12 protein-coding genes are annotated in these 17,456 nt (G+C 73.5%); 2 read left to right on the forward strand and 10 right to left on the reverse strand.

What is annotated here, in order from left to right; genetic code table 11:
• Positions 1 to 40: 40 nt before the first annotated feature.
• From IE305_RS07770 to hrcA, 7 genes are all read right to left on the reverse strand, one after another.
• Positions 41 to 4,327 (reverse strand): DUF6531 domain-containing protein, encoded by a 4,287-nt coding sequence (locus tag IE305_RS07770; RefSeq protein WP_190128691.1) that lies wholly within the window; start codon positions 4,325 to 4,327, stop codon positions 41 to 43.
• Positions 4,324 to 4,728 carry a hypothetical protein gene (locus tag IE305_RS07775; protein ID WP_190128692.1) on the reverse strand — a complete coding sequence of 135 codons (405 nt, stop codon included), beginning with the start codon at positions 4,726 to 4,728 and terminating at the stop codon, positions 4,324 to 4,326. The genes IE305_RS07770 and IE305_RS07775 overlap by 4 nt, the downstream gene beginning before the upstream one ends.
• 256 nt (positions 4,729 to 4,984) lie before the next feature.
• Entirely contained in the window at positions 4,985 to 5,728 is a 744-nt protein-coding gene (locus IE305_RS07780; protein ID WP_190128693.1) for a helix-turn-helix transcriptional regulator, read from the reverse strand.
• Positions 5,729 to 5,744: 16 nt separating this feature from the next.
• Positions 5,745 to 6,494: a 16S rRNA (uracil(1498)-N(3))-methyltransferase gene (locus IE305_RS07785; RefSeq protein ID WP_190128694.1), complete on the reverse strand. Its 750-nt coding sequence runs from the start codon at positions 6,492 to 6,494 to the stop codon at positions 5,745 to 5,747.
• Entirely contained in the window at positions 6,491 to 7,597 is a 1,107-nt protein-coding gene (locus IE305_RS07790; RefSeq protein ID WP_190128695.1) for a nitronate monooxygenase, read from the reverse strand. The genes IE305_RS07785 and IE305_RS07790 overlap by 4 nt, the downstream gene beginning before the upstream one ends.
• Before the next feature lie 111 nt (positions 7,598 to 7,708).
• Positions 7,709 to 8,848 carry a molecular chaperone DnaJ gene (gene dnaJ, locus IE305_RS07795; protein WP_190128696.1) on the reverse strand — a complete coding sequence of 380 codons (1,140 nt, stop codon included), beginning with the start codon at positions 8,846 to 8,848 and terminating at the stop codon, positions 7,709 to 7,711.
• Positions 8,849 to 9,865 (reverse strand): heat-inducible transcriptional repressor HrcA, encoded by a 1,017-nt coding sequence (gene hrcA / locus IE305_RS07800; RefSeq protein WP_190128697.1) that lies wholly within the window; start codon positions 9,863 to 9,865, stop codon positions 8,849 to 8,851.
• 240 nt (positions 9,866 to 10,105) lie between these two features.
• Here hrcA and IE305_RS07805 point away from each other — a divergent pair, with 240 nt between their 5' ends.
• Positions 10,106 to 10,882, forward strand: a complete 777-nt coding sequence (locus tag IE305_RS07805) for an MBL fold metallo-hydrolase (protein ID WP_190128698.1) — start codon at positions 10,106 to 10,108, stop codon at positions 10,880 to 10,882.
• 101 nt (positions 10,883 to 10,983) lie between these two features.
• A complete protein-coding gene (locus tag IE305_RS07810; RefSeq protein WP_190128699.1) occupies positions 10,984 to 11,826 on the forward strand; it encodes a DUF3097 domain-containing protein in 843 nt (280 codons plus the stop codon).
• A gap of 46 nt (positions 11,827 to 11,872) precedes the next feature.
• On the opposite strand, the gene hemW is transcribed toward IE305_RS07810, so the two are convergent.
• From hemW to IE305_RS07825, 3 genes are all read right to left on the reverse strand, one after another.
• Positions 11,873 to 13,105, reverse strand: coding sequence for a radical SAM family heme chaperone HemW (gene hemW / locus IE305_RS07815; protein ID WP_190128700.1), 1,233 nt, complete (start codon positions 13,103 to 13,105; stop codon positions 11,873 to 11,875).
• Between the two features lie 69 nt (positions 13,106 to 13,174).
• On the reverse strand, positions 13,175 to 15,211 hold the full coding sequence (locus IE305_RS07820; protein ID WP_190128701.1) for a SpoIIE family protein phosphatase: 2,037 nt from the start codon (positions 15,209 to 15,211) through the stop codon (positions 13,175 to 13,177).
• 169 nt (positions 15,212 to 15,380) lie between these two features.
• Positions 15,381 to 17,270, reverse strand: coding sequence for an AMP-dependent synthetase/ligase (locus IE305_RS07825; RefSeq protein WP_190128702.1), 1,890 nt, complete (start codon positions 17,268 to 17,270; stop codon positions 15,381 to 15,383).
• Positions 17,271 to 17,456 lie beyond the last annotated feature (186 nt).

A 17,456-nucleotide genomic window follows, 5' to 3' on the forward strand; every position in this document is an offset into this window, starting at 1 on the left:
AACGGGCCATTCAAGCCCCAAAGATCCACTTGATTATGGATCACTTCTTAGGAGCCTCCATGACTATATAGGTCTGATAATGCGTGGGCGTATAATACGCCGAACCGTCCGACCCGGTGACGATTCTTTCACCACCCCACTTCGGGTTCCCTGCGGACTGAACCGTACCCCATTCGAGGTAGGTGATTGGCTTTCCAGTGCTATCGTGTGTCGGCAGCTGGTAAGCACCATTCTTGCCGGTGTTGCTAAAGGGCTGCGGAAGAGACGGTCCTTGCCGTTGAGGCCCAGCTCCTTGTGCTTCAACACCGAATTCTCGGATGTCCCTGAGGACCGCTTGAGACTCCTCTGGAACTTCCGTCGGAATCCATCCGTTCAGCCTGGAAGTATCTCCGAGGATCTCACCCGGCTCGCAAGGGCTGAGCCCCAGAGGATCCGAACAGTCATACGGGTTGCGTACAAACCCAACCGGGTTCGGCGCCGGATCCAGCCCCAATGGGTCTGGCGACAGATACCGCGCCGTTTCCGGGTCGTAGTACCTGAAGTAGTTGTAGTGCAGGCCCGTTTCCGGGTCGGCGTATTGGCCCGGGAAGCGGAGGGGGCAGTCCACGGCGCCGGCTGGTGGGGATGGGAGGTCGGTGCCCCAGAGGGTGGTGCGGTGTTGCCAGGAGAGGGTGCCGTCCGGGGTGATCAGTTCCGTGGGGGTGCCGACCAGGTCGGTGACGATGGCGTGGAAGCGCGGGGCCGCGTCCTTCGTCAGTTGGTCGATGAGGGACTTGCCCGCCTCGCGGATCAGGGGGCGGTGGTCCGTCTGGGTCAGGGGGCGGTGCGTGCCCGGGGCGTAGTCCCAGGTCGTTGCCGTGCCGTCCGGGGTCGATTGTTCCGCCAGGCGTGTGCCGTCCCAGGTGAAGAAGACCGTCGCGCCGTCCGATGCGCGGCGTTTCGACACGCGGCGGCCCAACGGGTCGTACGCGTACTGCCAGCGTTCGCCGTCCGGTGTCACCGCCTCCCTCAGACGGTCCTCCGCGTCCCACACGTACGTCCACTCACGCTTCTGGCCGTTGAGCAGCTTCCGCACCTTGCGGACCAGGCGGCCCTGCGCGTCGTGTTCGTACGTCGTGCGGCCCGCCCGGCGCAGCAGCGTGCCCTCGAACGTGCGGCTGCCCGGTGAGCCGTGGGCCGGTGCGGTGACCTGGGTGAGGTTGCCGGTCGTGTCGTACGCGTACGTCTCCGTCCAGCCGTGGGCGCTCACCGCCGTCGCGCGGCCCGCCGGGTCCAGCGTGAAGCGGCGCGTTCCCGACGTCAGTTCGCGGATCTCGGTGAGGTGGCCGTCCTCGCGGTAGGCGTACGCACGGTGCTGCAGGATCGTTTCGGCAGCTGCGACGACCTGGGTTTTCAGGCGGTCCGACGCGTCCCACGCCTGGGTCAGCGTCACGCCCTCGCCCAGCCGCCGTGTCGTCTCCCTCCCCGCCGCGTCGTACGCGAAGGCCAGCGTCCCCGCCTCGCTGCGCAGCTCCGTCGCGCGGCCCGCCGCGTCGTACGTCCACTCCGACGTCAGGCCCGACGGCGTACGGCGGCGCACGACGCGGCCCAGGGCGTCGTACGCGTACGACGTCGTCCGGCCGGCGACCGTCTCCGTCAGGGGGCGGCCCAGGGCGTCTCGTTCGTACAGCACCTCCGCGGCCGCGTTCGCGGTGCGCGCCAGGCTGCCCGCCGCGTCGTACGCGTATGTCGTCGTGGCGGCCTCGTCGCCCGGGACACGCTGTGCCACCACCCGGCCCAGCACGTCCCGCTCGAAGCGAAGCGTTTCTCCCGCGCCGTTCGTCCGCTCCACCAGCTCGCCCGCCGCGTTGTGCGCGTACGTCAGCGTGCGGCCGTCGAAGTCCGTCTCGGCAGTGAGGCGGCCCGCTTCGTCGTAGACGTACGACCACGTCAGGCCCTGCGGGTTCGTGACGCCCGTCAGGCGCAGCTCGGTGTCGTAGGCGAAGGTGTAGCGCGCGCCGTCCGGTTCGGTGCGGGAGGCGAGCAGGTCGAAGTGGGTGTGGGTGTACGCGGTGGTGTGGCCGGCCCGGTCGGTGTGGGCGGTCAGGTTGCCCTCGCCGTCCCACGTCCAGGTCTCGGCCGTGCCGTCCGGGTACGTGCGGCGGCTCGGCCGGCCCTCCGGGGTCCACTCCGTGCGGGTGACGTGCCCCAGCGGGTCGGTGACCTCCACGATGCGGCCGAAGGCGTCCCGGCGGGCCGTCGTGGCGTGGCCGAGCGGGTCGGTCACCCGCACCGGAAGGCCCGCCTCGTCGCACCGGACGCCCGTGACGTGGCCCAGGGCGTCGGTCACCGCCATCAGACGGCCGCGCTCGTCGTACGCGTACCGCGTGACCGCGCCCGCCGGGTCGGTCGTGGTCAGCAGGTTGCCTCGGTCGTCGTACGTGTGCTGCCAGACGGTGCCGCCCGGCTCGGTGACGCGGAGCGGGCGGCCGTGCGTGCCGTACGCCGCTTCTCCCGTCGTACCGTCCGGCAGCGTGACGCGGACGAGCCGGCCGGCGTCGTCGTACGTGTAGCGCGTGGTGCGGCCGAGGGGGTCGGTCACGGCGAGCGGGTTCTCGCCCCGGTCGTCCCACTCGGTGAGCGTGGTGTGGCCGAGCTGGTCGGTCTCCGCGACGACACGGCCGCCGGCGTTGGAGCGGTACGTGCGGAGGTGGCCGAGGGAGTCCGTCTCCGTGGTCGTACGCGACGCGTCGTCGTGGTCGTCGTACACAAGCGTGCCGGAGAGGAAGCCCTCGCTGCCCTCGGTGCGGACGACGCGGCCGTGCTCGTCGTAGACGTAGCCGTACGACGTGCCGTTGCGGTCGGTCCAGGAGGTGATGCGGCCTTCGGCGTCGTAGGTGAAGCGGAGCGGCCTGCCACTGGAGTTGACGACCTCGGCGAGGTGGCCGGCGTCGTCGTAGCCGTAGCGCACGAGCGTGGTGCCGGCCAGGGGCGCCTCCTGCCGCTCGTACGGCGACGGGGGCTCGTCGAGCAGGCGCAGCGCGGTGATGCGCGGGCCCTCGGTGTCGATCGCGACGTGGTAGCCGCCCGAGTGGGTGACGGCCGTGGGGACGCCGAGCGCCGTGCGCTCGATGGCGAACTGCGCGCCGTTGCGGTCGTGCACCGTTTGGAGCGGGAGCTGGACGGCGCCGGGCGTGTCGGTGGGGAGCGGTCCGGAGAAGGTGCGTACGGTGCCGCGGGCCGGATCGGTGACGGTCATGGCGCCGTCGGGCCGGCCGTCCCACTGCAGGGGCCAGCGCGGGCCCTTGACGGGGTGGACCGGTTCGCCCGGTTTCGGCACCGGGTACACCAGCCGCATGCCGTCGGCCGCGGCGAAGACGACGCCCTCGGTGTCGAGCTGGATGCGCTCGTCGAGGGTGGAGGCCCAGCTCGGCCCGAACCAGCCGCCCGCCCGGTACGAGGACAGGTGCGTGCGCTCCAGGACCAGGGGCAGGTCGCCGGGCAGCGTCAGGTCGGTCTGTGGCAGCACCATGACGCCGGTGGCGACGTCGATGGGGTCCTTGGCGCACTTGAGGGAGGAGGTGGGGCGGGCGGAGGAGGGCAGTTCGACGAGGTTGGGGCGGATGCCCCGCAGGACGTCGGGGACGCCGCGGGCGCCGCCGGCGCGGTTGAGCAGCGGGCCGTAGCCGCCGAAGGCCCCGCCGACGATCATTCCGCTCTTCGCCGACTCGTTGATCTCGTCGAGGCTGAAGCCGTCCTGAAGCCCCGCGGCGATCTTCATCGGCTGGGCGAGGGCGGCGTCGATCGTGACGGCCTCGACGCCACCGAACGCGGCCATGACGAAGGTGGCCGCGATGGTCTCGGCGACGAGCGCGGAGATGCCGATGCCCAGGCTCGCGCCCAGCTCGATGATGGCGGTGGCGGCGGCCGCGGACGCCAGCGTGGAGGCGCCGAAGGTGGCCGCGGCGAGACCGATTCCGGCCACGATGACGACGGCGTCGATGGCGATCCTGGCTTCGAGCTTGTGGACGGCGTCCTCGATGGCGTGGGCCAGGTTGTCCAGTGCGTCGGCCATCGCCTTGGCCGCCTTGGGCAGGTCGACGAGCCAGCCCTTGTCCCCGCGGCCGACGTAGCGGCTCCAGAAGACGTCGAACGCGTCGATCGCTTCGCCCTTGTTGTGATGGATGAGGGTCTGCGCGGCCTTGTCGACCGGGCCGCGGACCTCTTCCACGCTGGTGGCGAAGGTGCGCCACGCCTTGGCCGCCTTGCGGAGCTTCTTCGGGTCGCCGTCCGGCCACTGGAGGCCGAGGTGGCGGAGGATCTTCTTGGCTTCTGCTGCGGCGCTCACTTGCCGCCCTTGCCGCCGTTGCCACCGTGTCCGCCGTGGCCGGGGTCCTCACCCGGTTTCAGCTTGGTGAACATGCCCTTGATCAGCTGCTCGTTGTCGACGTGGCCGTCCGACAGGTCGTTCAGGGCCTCGTGGATGCTGACCAGGCCGAGCACGAGGATGCCCGCCTTCTGCTCGATGTGCTTCTGTTTGGGGCTGTAGAGGGCCTCGAAGTCCTTGCCCGCGTCGTCCTTGCCCCACGGCTTGCCGAGGTCGTCCAGAGTGGTGATGAGTTTGGTGAGGGCGTCGCTCAGCTTCTTGCCCTGCTCCTGGAAGACCGGCGCGGCGGCCTTGATGTCCGCGGTCTTGATGTCCAGGACCTTGTCGGCTCCGCCGCCTTGCTGCCCCTGACCGTCCGCCATCGGCCCCTCCCCAGCGCCAACGTGCCCTCACCTGCTCGCTCATGAGCAAGAAGTGATCCTATGGCAGCCAGATGACAGTCGGAAAAGGCCAAACACGGGTCAAAGACGGGTCAAAGACGGTCCCCCGGCGGAGCCCGGTGCCCGCACCCCCGTGACCGGCACCGGGCTCCGGCCCGATGGGCCGATCATCCCCGGTACCGACAACACCGCGCCATGGGAAGAACTTCCCACTCCGCTCCCACTCCGCTCCCGGCGCTCAGCGCACCAGCCCCGCCTGCCGTGCCAGCAGCACCGTGGAGACCCGGTTGTTCGTGCCGAGCTTGCGGTAGATCTTCTCCGCGTGGCGGTTGACCGTGTGCCGGGAGATCGCCAGGCGGCGGGCGATGCCCTCCGCCGTCAGGCCCTCCGCCATCAGGCCGAGGACGGTCAGTTCACGAGGCGTCAGCCCGTGCTCCGCGGGGGCGGCGGGGCCGCGGAGGCGGCGGAGTTCGTGGACGTGGCCGGCGAACGCCGTCAGCAGCGGCTGGAGGCGTACGGCCAGCGTGACGTCGCCGTCGCGGAACTCGCCGTCGCGGCCCAGCAGCACCATGCGCACCCGGCCCGGCCGGCCGCCCACCGGCACCCCCAGCTGCCGGGTGATCCCGAAGTCCCGGCACGCCTCCCGGTACCACGGGGCCCGGTCGAGGTCGGGGCAGAGGTCGGCCACGGCCACCGGCGCACTCCGGCCCGCCGCCACGTAGCCGATCAGCGGGTGGTGCTGGCGGACGCGGCGCTGGACGAGGCCGTTGACGTACGGGCTGAGGCGGTCGGGCGCCCAGCCCTCCACCCGGCCCGTGCCCTCCGCGGGGTCCAGGTCGGAGTAGGTGGCCGAGTCGCAGCCCAGCGTCGTCAGCAGTTGCTCCGTGACCAGCTGCCAGCCGCCCTCCGGGTCGGGGTTCTCCAGCACCGCCACGACGAAGTCGAGCAGCTGCTCGTAGTCCCGCGTCCGCAGCCCCGCCATGCGCGCCCGGCCTCCCTCAGCCCCACCGCCCCGTGCGCCCCAGCAGCAGCGCGGTGGCGGCCGTACCGGCGGTGGAGGTGCGCAGGACCGAGGGGCCCAGGCGGTACGGGTGGGCGCCGGCCTCGGCGAACGCGGCGAGCTCCTCCGGGGAGACGCCGCCCTCGGGGCCCACGACCAGGACGATGCGGCCCGTCGCCGGCAGGCCGGCCGTGGCCAGGGGCGTGCTGCCCTCCTCGTGCAGGACCGCCGCGAACTCCGCGTCGGCCAGCACCGCCGCCACCTGCTTCGTCGTCATCGCGTCCGTGACCTCCGGGAAGCGCAGGCGGCGCGACTGCTTGCCCGCCTCGCGGGCCGTCGCCCGCCACTTCGCCAGCGACTTCTGGCCGCGGTCGCCCTTCCACTGCGTCACGCACCGCGACGCCGCCCACGGCACGATCGCGTCGACGCCCGTCTCCGTCATCGTCTCGACGGCCAGTTCGCCGCGGTCGCCCTTGGGCAGGGCCTGGACGACCGTGATGTGCGGCTGCGGCTCGGGCTCCGAGCGGACCGAGTCGACGGACACCTCCAGGTGGTCCTTGCCGGACACGGCGGCGACCGTGCCGTGCGCGCCGTTGCCGTGACCGTCCGTCAGGACGATCTCCTCGCCGACGCGCAGCCGGCGCACGGAGACCGCATGGCGGCCCTCCGGGCCGTCCAGGGGGAAGACGGTGCCGGGGAAGACGCCGGTGAGGGCGTCCTCCTCGACCAGGAAGACCGGCGCTGTCATGACTCTCGCTCGCTCTCTCGCACTCGCAACCACGGCCGTGCCGCGTCCAGTTCGGCCGCCAGCACCCCGACCAGCTCCCCCGCGGGCAGGTCGCGCGCCAGCCGGTGGCCCTGCCCGGCCCACAGGTTGACCGCCCCCGCGTCGCCCGCCGCCGCGGCCGCCTTGCGCAGCGCCGACGTCAGGTGGTGGACCTGGGGGTACGCGGACGGCGCGGCCGGGCCGTGCTCGCGCAGGAAACGGTTGACCAGGCCGCGGGCCGGGCGGCCGGAGAAGGCGCGGGTCAGCTCCGTGCCCTCGTACCGCGGGTCGGTCAGGGCCCGCTTGTGGAAGGGGTGGGCGCCGGACTCGGGGCAGGCCAGGAACGCCGTGCCCAGCTGGGCCGCGCACGCGCCCGCCGCCAGCACCGCCGCGATCTGCTCGCCGCGCATCAGGCCGCCCGCCGCGATCACCGGCAGGTCCACGGCCTGCCGCACCTCGGCGAGCAGCGTCAGCAGGGGCACGAGGTGCGACGTGTCGCCGTCCCGGTGCGTGCTCTGGTGGCCGCCGGCCTCCACGCCCTGCGCGCACACCGCGTGCGCGCCCGCCGCGCGCGCCGCCCGCGCCTCCTCGGCGGAGGTGACGGTGACGACGGTCAGGCTGCCGGCCGCGGCCAGCGCCGCCAGCGTCTCCGCCGACGGGCAGCCGAACGTGAACGACACGACCGGCACCGGGTGGGCGAGCAGGTCCGCCAGCTTCTCGTCGTACGCGTCGTCGACGGCGCCGTCGGGGTCGCCCAGCGGCACGCCGTGGCGCTCGGCCTCGGGCGCGAGCCGGCGCGCGTACGCCTCGACCGCCGCACGGTCGTACGAAGCGGGCTGCGGCAGGAACAGGTTGACGCCGAAGGGGCGCGCGGTGAGCGCCCGCAGCTGCGCGACGTCCTCGCGCAGCGCCGCCGCCGTACGGTAACCGGCGGCCAGGAACCCCAGGCCGCCCGCCTCGCTCACGGCGGCGGCCAGCGCCGGCGTGGACGGGCCGCCGGCCATGGGCGCCTGCACGAACGGGTGACGGAGCGCACGGATCAGGGAGGGTATGGCTCGCGCTGCGGGCACCGCCGGGACCTTCATGACCACATCGTGTCACAGGGACCGGCACCGGGAAGGCCCCGGTGGCCGGCCACCCGGCCACCGGCCGGCCGCCCGCTCCGCCACCGCTCCGCGGAAGAACGGCGGGCGGGCCTACCGGCCGTTGAACGCGTCCTTCAGCCGCGAGAACAGGCCCTGCTGACCCGGCTTGAACTCGCCCGTCGGGCGCTCCTCGTTCCGGATCTTCGCCAGCTGGCGCAGCAGCTCCTCCTGCTGTGCGTCCAGCTTCGTGGGCGTCTGCACCTCCACGTGCACGACCAGGTCGCCCCGGCCGCCGCCGCGCAGATGCGTCACACCGCGCTGGTGCAGCGGGATCGACTGGCCGGACTGGGTGCCGGGCCGGATGTCGATCTCCTCGACGCCGTCCAGCGTCTCCAGCGGCACCTTCGTGCCGAGCGCGGCCGCGGTCATCGGGATGGTGACCGTGCAGTGCAGGTCGTCACCGCGGCGCTGGAACATCGGGTGCTTCGTCTCGTGGATCTCCACGTACAGGTCGCCCGCCGGGCCACCGCCCGGGCCGACCTCGCCCTCGCCCGCCAGCTGGATGCGCGTGCCGTTGTCGACACCGGCCGGGATCTTCACCGTCAGGTTGCGGCGGGCCCGCACGCGGCCGTCGCCGGCGCACTCCGGGCACGGGGTCGGCACGACCGTGCCGAAGCCCTGGCACTGCGGGCACGGGCGCGACGTCATGACCTGGCCCAGGAACGACCGGGTGACCTGCGACACCTCGCCGCGGCCGCGGCACATGTCACACGTCTGGGCGGACGTGCCGGGGGCCGCGCCCTCGCCGCTGCACGTGGTGCAGACGACGGCCGTGTCGACCTGGATCTCCTTGGTCGTGCCGAACGCCGCCTCGGTGAGGCTGACCTCCAGCCGGATCATGGCGTCCTGGCCGCGCCGCGTGCGCGACCGCGGGCCGCGCTGCGCGGCCTGGCCGAAGAACGCGTCCATGATGTCGGAGAAGTTGCCGAAGCCGGCACCGAAGCCGCCGGCCCCCGCGCCCGCGCCGCCCGACGAGGACAGCGGGTCGCCACCGAGGTCGTAGACCTGCTTCTTCTGCGGGTCGGAGAGCACCTCGTAGGCGGCGTTGATCTCCTTGAACCGCTCCTGCGTCTTCGGGTCCGGGTTCACATCCGGGTGCAGCTCGCGCGCGAGTCGGCGGAAGGCCTTCTTGATCTCGTCCTGCGAGGCATCGCGCCGTACGCCCAGGACCGCGTAGTAGTCCGTGGCCACTTACGACTCCGCCAGGATCTGTCCGACGTAACGTGCCACTGCGCGTACCGCTCCCATCGTTCCGGGGTAGTCCATGCGGGTCGGTCCGACCACGCCGAGTTTGGCGACGGCCTCGTCGCCCGAACCGTAGCCGACGGCGACGACGGATGTGGAGTTCAGTCCCTCGTGGGCGTTCTCGTGACCGATGCGGACGGTCATCTCCGAGTCCTTGGTCTCGCCCAGCAGCTTGAGCAGCACCACCTGCTCCTCCAGCGCCTCCAGCACGGGCCGGATGGTCAGCGGGAAGTCATGACCGAAACGGGTGAGATTGGCGGTGCCGCCGATCAGCAGCCGCTCCTCGGTCTCCTCCACCAGCGTCTCCAGCAGGGTGGCCAGCACCGTGGAAACGGTTCCGCGCTCCTCCTGCTCGAACGCCTCCGGCAGGTCCTGCACCAGCTCCGGCACGTCCTTGAAGCGCCGGCCGGCGACCCGGCTGTTCAGCCGGGCCCGCAGGTCCGCGAGGTTGTGCTCGCCCACCGGGGCCGGGCAGTCGATCACCCGCTGCTCCACCCGCCCGGTGTTGGTGATCAGCACGAGCATGATGCGGGCGGGCGCCAGCGCGAGCAGCTCCACATGACGCACCGTCGAACGCCGCAGCGAGGGGTACTGCACCACCGCGACCTGCCGCGTCAGCTGCGCCAGCAGCCGCACCGTGCGGGCCACCACGTCGTCCAGGTCGACGGCGCCGTCCAGGAAGTTCTGGATGGCGCGGCGCTCCGGCGTCGAGAGGGGCTTGACCTCGGCCAGCCGGTCGACGAAGAGGCGGTAGCCCTTGTCCGTCGGGATACGGCCCGCGCTGGTGTGCGGCTGGGCGATGAAGCCCTCGTCCTCCAGCGCGGCCATGTCGTTGCGCACGGTGGCCGGGGAGACCCCCAGCTTGTGCCGCTCGGTGAGGGCCTTGGAGCCCACCGGCTCCTCGGTGCCCACATAGTCCTGGACGATGGCGCGCAACACCTCGAGCCTGCGTTCGCTCAGCATTGCGCGCACCTCCAGTTCCGTGGTCCAACCGTCAACCGTCGTACGGCGTCCGTCGGCTTCCGTACGGGGATCACCGCGCCGGGCGCCCGGGGAGGCGCCCCGCCCTTGGCACTCAATGGTCACGAGTGCCAGATCCCTCAAGCCAGTGTACGGCCGTGCACCACGGCCAGGGCAAGGGCCGTCCCCGCGGCGGGCCGTCACGGGCAGGCAACGGTACCGCCGGGCGACTAGCGTCGCCCCATGGAGACGCATGCGCACGACGGCAGCCGGGACGACCGTCAGGAGGACACCACGGACGGCTGGGAACGCCCGGCACCAGGGGTGGCGCGCCGCAGGCTGCCGGGCTGGGACGCGACGGTGGGCGTGGTCGCGGGCACCACCGGCGTCCTCGTCGTGGACACCGGTTCGTCACCCCACGAGGGCGGGACGATCCGTACGGCGGTGGAGCGGATGTTCGGGCTGCCCGTGACGTATGTCGCACTCACCCACCCCCACTTCGACCACGTCCTGGGCACCCCCGCGTTCCCCGGCGCACGCGTGTACGCCGCCGTGGGCGCCGCCGCCCTGCTGCAGCACGACCGCGACGAGCTGCGCCGGGACGCGGTGGCCAACGGCATGGACGCCACGGAGGCCGACGAGGCCTTGGCGCGCCTCGTGCTGCCGTCGCACGCCGTCTCCGGGCAGGTGGCGGTCGACCTGGGCGGCGGACGGCGGGCGCTGCTGGTCAACGTGGGCCCCGGCCACACCGCGCACGACCTGGCGGTGCTGGTGCCGGGCGGCGGCCCGGAGGGGGCGCCGGACGTGGTCTTCTGCGGCGACCTGGTCGAGGAGTCGGGCGAGCCGCAGGCCGGCCCGGACGCCCTGCCGCATGCCTGGCCGGCGGCGCTGGACCGGCTGCTGGAGCTGGGCGGCGAGGACGCGCTGTACGTGCCGGGGCACGGGGCGGTGGTGGACGCGGCGTTCGTACGGGGGCAGCGGGAGCAGCTGGCGGCGCGGTTCGGGGGCGCGGGGGGCTGACGGCTGCGGGGGGCTGACGGCTGCGGGGGGCGCGCGACGGCCCGGGGGCGCCGGCGGCTGCCGCTCACGGGCCGTGTCGATCATGGACCACAATGGCGCGCATGCGCAGTCGGCAGTACGACCCCGATCTCACCCCTCCGTGGAAGCGGAACGCGCCCGCCCCCGAGGTCCCGGCGGAGCCCGACCTCGTCGTCGAGGAGGTCGCGACCGGCTTCTGCGGGGCGGTCGTCCGCTGCGAGAAGACGGCCCAGGGCGCGACGGTGACTCTGGAGGACCGCTTCGGCAAGCAGCGGGTCTTTCCCATGGAACCGCGTGGCTTCCTGCTGGAGGGGCGCGTGGTCACGCTCGTGCGCCCGCGCCCCGGCGGGGCGCCGCCCCCGGGGCTGCGCCTCACCGCCTCCGGCTCGATCGCCGTCCCGGGCGCCCGGGCGCGCATCGCGCGCGCGGGGCGCATCTACGTCGAGGGGCGCCACGACGCAGAGCTGGTGGAACGGGTCTGGGGCGACGACCTGCGCATCGAGGGGGTGGTCGTGGAGTACCTGGAGGGCGTCGACGACCTTCCCTCGATCGTGCGGTCCTTCGGGCCGGGCCCGGACGCCCGTCTGGGGGTGCTCGTCGACCATCTGGTGCCGGGTTCGAAGGAGTCGCGGATCGCGGCGGAGGTGGCCCGGGAGTCGTCCGGGCACGTGCTGGTCGTGGGTCACCCGTACGTGGATGTGTGGGAGGCCGTGAAGCCGGCGGCGCTGGGCATCGCGGGGTGGCCGCGGGTGCCGCGCGACGAGGACTGGAAGCGCGGCGTGTGCCGGGGGCTGGGCTGGCCGGACGACACGGCGGCGGCCTGGCGGCGCATCCTGGGCGCCGTGTCGTCGTACAAGGACCTGGAGCCGGAGCTGCTGGGCTCGGTGGAGCGGCTCATCGACTTCGTGACGGCGCCGGAGGACTGACCCCGTCCCCACGAGCCGCCGGGGCCGCTCGGTCCGCCAGGTCGCGTCAGTCCACCAGGTCGCGCACCACCGCGTCCGCCAGCAGGCGCCCGCGCAGGGTGAGGACCGCGCGCCCCTCCTCGTACGGGGCGGGCTGCAGCAGACCGTCCGCGAGGGCGCGGGCCGCCGCCTCGGCGCCGGCCGGGCGGAGGAGGTCCAGCGGGCAGCCGTCGGACAGCCGCAGTTCCAGCAGGATGCGCTCGACGCGGCGGTCCTCCGCCGAGAGGACCTCGCGGCCCGCGCCCGGCGACCGGCCCTCCGCCAGGGCCTGCGCGTAGGCGGCCGGGTGCTTCACGTTCCACCACCGCACGCCCCCCACGTGGCTGTGCGCCCCCGGGCCGGCGCCCCACCAGTCGGCGCCGCGCCAGTAGAGCTCGTTGTGGCGGCAGCGGGCGGCGGCGTCCGTGGCCCAGTTCGACACCTCGTACCAGGTGTAGCCGGCCGCGGCGAGCTTCTCCTCGGCGATCAGGTAGCGGTCGGCGTGCACGTCGTCGTCGGTCATGGGCACCTCGCCGCGCCGGATGCGGCCGGCCAGCCGGGTGCCCTCCTCGACGATCAGCGCGTACGCGGAGACGTGGTCCGGGCCGGCGCCGATGACGGCGTCGAGGGAGGCGCGCCAGTCGTCGTCGCTCTCGCCCGGGGTGCCGTAGATCAGGTCGAGGTTGACGTGGTCGAAGCCGGCGGCGCGGGCCTCGGCCACGCACGCCTCGGGGCGGCCGGGGGTGTGGGTGCGGTCGAGGACCTTCAGGACGTGCTGCCGGGCGCTCTGCATGCCGAAGGAGACGCGGTTGAAGCCGGCCTCGCGCAGCTCCGCCAGGTAGCGGGGGTCCACGGAGTCGGGGTTGGCCTCGGTGGTGACCTCGGCGTCGTCGGCCAGGCCGAACTCGTCGCGGACGGCGGCGAGCATCCGCCCCAGGTCGGCGGCCGGCAGGAGCGTGGGCGTGCCGCCGCCGACGAACACGGTCTGCACCTGCCGCGGGTCGTCGCCGAGCACCTTGCGGGCGAGGCGGATCTCGTCGGTGAGGGTGCCGGCGTAGGTGTCGCGGGAGGCGAGGGCGCCGCCGGAACCGCGCAGCTCGCTCGCGGTGTAGGTGTTGAAGTCGCAGTACCCGCAGCGGGTGGCGCAGTAGGGGACGTGCAGGTAGAAGGCGAGGGGCCGCTGCCCGGAGCCGTCGAGGGCGTGGCGGGGCAGGGACCCGTCCTCGGGCATGGGCTCGCCGTCGGGCAGTACGGAAGGCATGGGGTCCATTGTCCGGCATCGGCGGCGTTGCCCGGCGCCGCTGCCGGACGGCACGGATCCGGGGGCGGACTACGTGGCGTGCAGCACCAGCAGGGCGAGGTCGTCGTCGGGCGGGGCGGGCGCGAAGCCGTGGACGGCGTGCCGGATGCGGTGGGCGACGTCCTCGGCGCCGAGGCCGACGCAGCCGGCGAGGGCGGTGGCCAGGCCGTCGCCGTCGTCGAAGAGCCGGTTGCCGTGCTTGCGCTCGGTGACGCCGTCGGTGACGCACAGCAGGGTGTCGCCGGGCGCGAGGGTGAAGGTCTCGCTGCCGTAGCCGACGTGGTCGACGACGCCGAGCAGCATCTGGGGCGCGGCGACGGGCCGTACGGAGCCGTCGGGCCGGAGGAGCAGCGGCAGGGGGTGGCCGGCGCTGGCGAGGGTGCAGCGGACGCCGTCGTCGCCGGGGACGAGCTCGCCGTAGAGGAGGGAGAGGAAGCCGGGGCCGCCGGTGCCGGGCTCGGCCTCGGCGGCCTCGTCGGCGAGCATGCGGTTGAGCCGGTCGAGGACGGCGGCGACGCCGTAGCCCTCCTTGGCGAGGAGGCGCAGCCAGGGGCGGACGTGGCCGGTGGTGACGGCGGCCTCGGGGCCGCTGCCGCAGACGTCGCCGAGGGCGAAGCACCAGCGGCCGGAGCCGGAGCCGGCGCCGAAGATGTCGTAGAAGTCGCCGCCGGCGGAGGCGTCGCCCCGGGGTTCGTAGACGACGGCGCGGTCGACGCCGGGGATGCGGGCGACGCCGCGGGGCAGCAGGCCGCGCTGGAGGATGCGGCTGATGGTGGCCTGCCGGGTGTACTGGCGGGCGGAGGCGAGGGCCTGGGCGACGCGGCGGGAGAAGTCCTCGGTGAGGGCGGTGACGTCGCCGCCCATGACGGGGGCGGCGGGGCCGCTGCGGCCGAGGAGGAGGGTGCCGATGCCGCGGCCGCCGGCGACGAGGCGGCAGGCGAGGGCGGTGCCGTGCTTGCCGTTGCTGCCCTTGTTGCCGTTGTTGCTGGGGCCCGGTGGGGCGGCGGGGCCCGGTGTGTCCGGTGGGTACGGCCACGGGACGGCACGGCCGGCGGCGGGCAGGGCGGGCGGGGTGCGCAGGAGGGCGTGGCGCAGGGGCTCGACGAGGGTTTCGTGGGCGTGCCAGACGTGGGAGAGGCGCGGCACGGGGCGGGGTGCGCCGGGGGTGGTGGTGTCGTCGAGCCAGACGGCGCACCAGTCGGCGAGGCGGGGGACGGCGAGCTGGGTGGCGAGGGCGGCGACGGTGTCCTCGTCGAACTGGCCGGCGAGCAGCTCGGACGCCTCGGCGAGGAAGGACAGGGCGCGGTGGTGACCGCGCTCGGCGGAGCGGCGGGCGGTGGCGAGGAGGGGGACGGGCGGGACGCCGGGGGCGAGGGCCTCGGCGGCGTCGAGGTCGCGCAGCAGGGCGTGCTCGCAGAGGGTGTCGGCGTCGCGGGGGCCGGGCTGCGCGGGGAGGTGGAACCAGACGGTCTTGTCGGTGCGCCGGTAGGCGGTGCCCCAGGTCTCGGCGAGCTCGGCGACGAGACGGAGGCCCTGCCCGCTGTGGGCGCCGTGGGGGGTGCCGTCGGGGGCGCCGTCGGGTGGTGCGTCGCCGCGGAGGTCGGTGGGGCGGGGGCCGGGACGGTCGTCGGACGGGCAGCGGGGGCGGGCCCGGAACTGGCGGGCCGGGTGGTGGTCGGTGACCTCCACGACGAGGTTGCCGCCGCGGGCCGGGTCGAGGCGGCACTCCAGGTCGACGGAGGTGCCGGCGTGCACCACGGCGTTGGTGACGAGTTCGCTGACGAGGAGGGTGGCGTCGTCGGTGGTGACGGCGTGGGTGTTCCAGCCGGTGAGGACCGACCGCACGAAGCGGCGGGCGGCGGAGGGCGCCAGGGCGTTGCCGGGCAGGCTGGTGCGGGCCGTGGGCGTGGGGTCGGGTGCGGGGGTGGGTACGGGTACGGGTACGGGCGCGGCGGAGCCCCGGCCCGGGGAGCCGGCGGCGTCGCCGTGCTCCCTGTCCGTCGGTGGTGTCCTCACGGTGATGTCCTCACGGTGACGCTCCTGACCGCTCACGGCATGGTGCGGCATTCACCACCGACAGAGTGACAGACGGTTCGCGCTCAGGGGCGCGGAGTCCCGTAAGTGAGCCTCTAAGGGTGGGGGCACTGCCGTTCGGCCGGGGGCGGGGGACCACCGGGAGGGGGTGCGGCCGGGGCGGCCGGAGGAGGGCGGACGGGCCGGGCCGCCCGCCCGGACCTCACGCTTCGCGCGCGCCCTCGTACATCTCCTCGATGAGGTCCTTGTACTGGCGCTCGACGACCGGCCGCTTGAGCTTGAGGCTGGGCGTCAACTCGCCGTGCTCCACATCGAGGTCGCGGGGCAGCAGCCGGAACTTCTTGACGGTCTGCCAGCGCTGCAGCCCGGCATTGAGGTCGCGGACATAGCCCTCGACCATCTCGACCGTGCGCGGGTCGTCGACCACCTCGGCGTACGACTTGCCGGCCATGCCCTGCTCCTTGGCCCAGTCGAGGAGCGACGGGCCGTCGAGGGCGATGAGGGCGGAGCAGAAGTTCCGGTCGGCGCCGTGCACCAGGATGTTGGAGACGTAGGGGCACAGGGCCTTGAAGCGGCCCTCGATCTCGGCGGGGGCGACGTACTTGCCGCCCGACGTCTTGATGAGGTCCTTCTTCCGGTCGGTGATGCGCAGATAGCCGTCGGGCGAGAGCTCGCCGATGTCGCCGGTGTGGAACCAGCCGTCGGACTCCAGAACCTCGGCGGTGCGCTCCGGCTGGCCGTGGTAGCCCTCCATGACGCCGGGGCTGCGCAGCAGGATCTCGCCGTCGTCGGCGATGCGCACCTCGGTGCCGGGCAGGGGCTTGCCGACGGTGCCGGTGCGGTAGGCCTCGCCGGGGTTGACGAGGTTGGCGGCGCTGGTCTCCGTGAGGCCGTAACCCTCCAGGATGTGGATGCCGGCGCCGGAGAAGAAGTAGCCGATCTCGGGGGCGAGGGCGGAGGCGCCGGAGACGCAGGCGCGCAGCCGGCCGCCGAACGCCTGGCGGATCTTGGCGTAGACGAGGACGTCGGCGATGCGGTGCTGGGCGGCGAGGGCGAACGGCACGGAGCGGGTGCCGGTGCGGCGGAAGTTCTCCTGGGACGTCTTGGCGTAGGCACGGGCCACCTCGGCGGCCCAGCGGAAGATCCGGTACTTGGCGGGGCCGCCCTCGCGGGCCTTCGTGGCGACGCCGTTGTAGACCTTCTCGAAGATGCGGGGCACCGCGGCCATGTAGGTGGGCCGGACCACCGGCAGATTCTCTATGATCTTGTCGACGCGGCCGTCGACGGCGGTGATGTGCCCGACGCTGATCTGGCCGGCCGTGAGCACCTTGCCGAAGACGTGCGCGAGGGGCAGCCACAGGTACTGCACGTCCTGCGGCTCGACCAGGCCGGTGGCGTGGATGGCGCGGCCCATGTACGCCCAGGCGTCGTGCCGCAGGCGGACGCCCTTGGGACGGCCGGTGGTGCCGGAGGTGTAGATGAGGGTGGCCAGCTGCTCGGGGCGCAGGGCGGCGATGCGCTCGCGCACGGCCTCCGGGTGCTGCTCCAGGTGGGCGGCGCCGCGCTTCTCCAGCTCGGCGAGGGTGAGCAGCCAGCCCTCGGGGTCGCCCTCGGCGGGCTCGGCACCGGCCGGGTCGATCACCACGACGTGCGCGAGGCCGGGCAGGTCGGCGCGGCACTGGCGGGCCTTGGCGACCTGGGCGGCGTCCTCGGCGATCAGCACCCGGCAGCCGGCGTCGGAGAGCATGTACGCCGTCTCCTCGGCGTTCGTGCTCGGGTAGACGGGGGTGTTGGCCGCGCCGGCGCACATGATGCCGAGGTCGGAGAGGATCCAGTCGAGCCGGGTGTTGGAGGCGAGGGCGACCCGCTCCTCGGGAAGTATGCCCAGGTCGATGAGGCCGGCGGCGATGCCGAAGACCCGGTCGGCGGCCTGCCGCCAGGTGAGCGACTCCCAGTCGTCGGGGCCCTGCCCGGAGGCGGACGGGACGGGGCGGCGGTACGCCTCGGCGTCGGGGGTGGCCTCGATGCGCTCCAGGAAGAGGTGCGCCACGGAGGGCGGGCGGTTCTCGATCAAAGCCTGCGTGTCCGTCACGGCATCCTCCGGGGGCGCTTCGCTGCTGGTGACTCGCCAGTAACCTTCAAGCAGTGATCAGGGTAGAGCCGTCCGGCTCATTGCGTAAGAGCCTGTGGACAAACAGCCGCCGGCACCGGTTCCGGCGGCCACCCGTCCGGGTGTGGACAAGCGACGTGCCCGCCCCCGGGAGAGGGCGGGCACGTT

This window comes from Streptomyces mashuensis, from assembly GCF_014654785.1.
In the GTDB taxonomy this organism is placed as follows: domain Bacteria; phylum Actinomycetota; class Actinomycetes; order Streptomycetales; family Streptomycetaceae; genus Streptomyces; species Streptomyces mashuensis.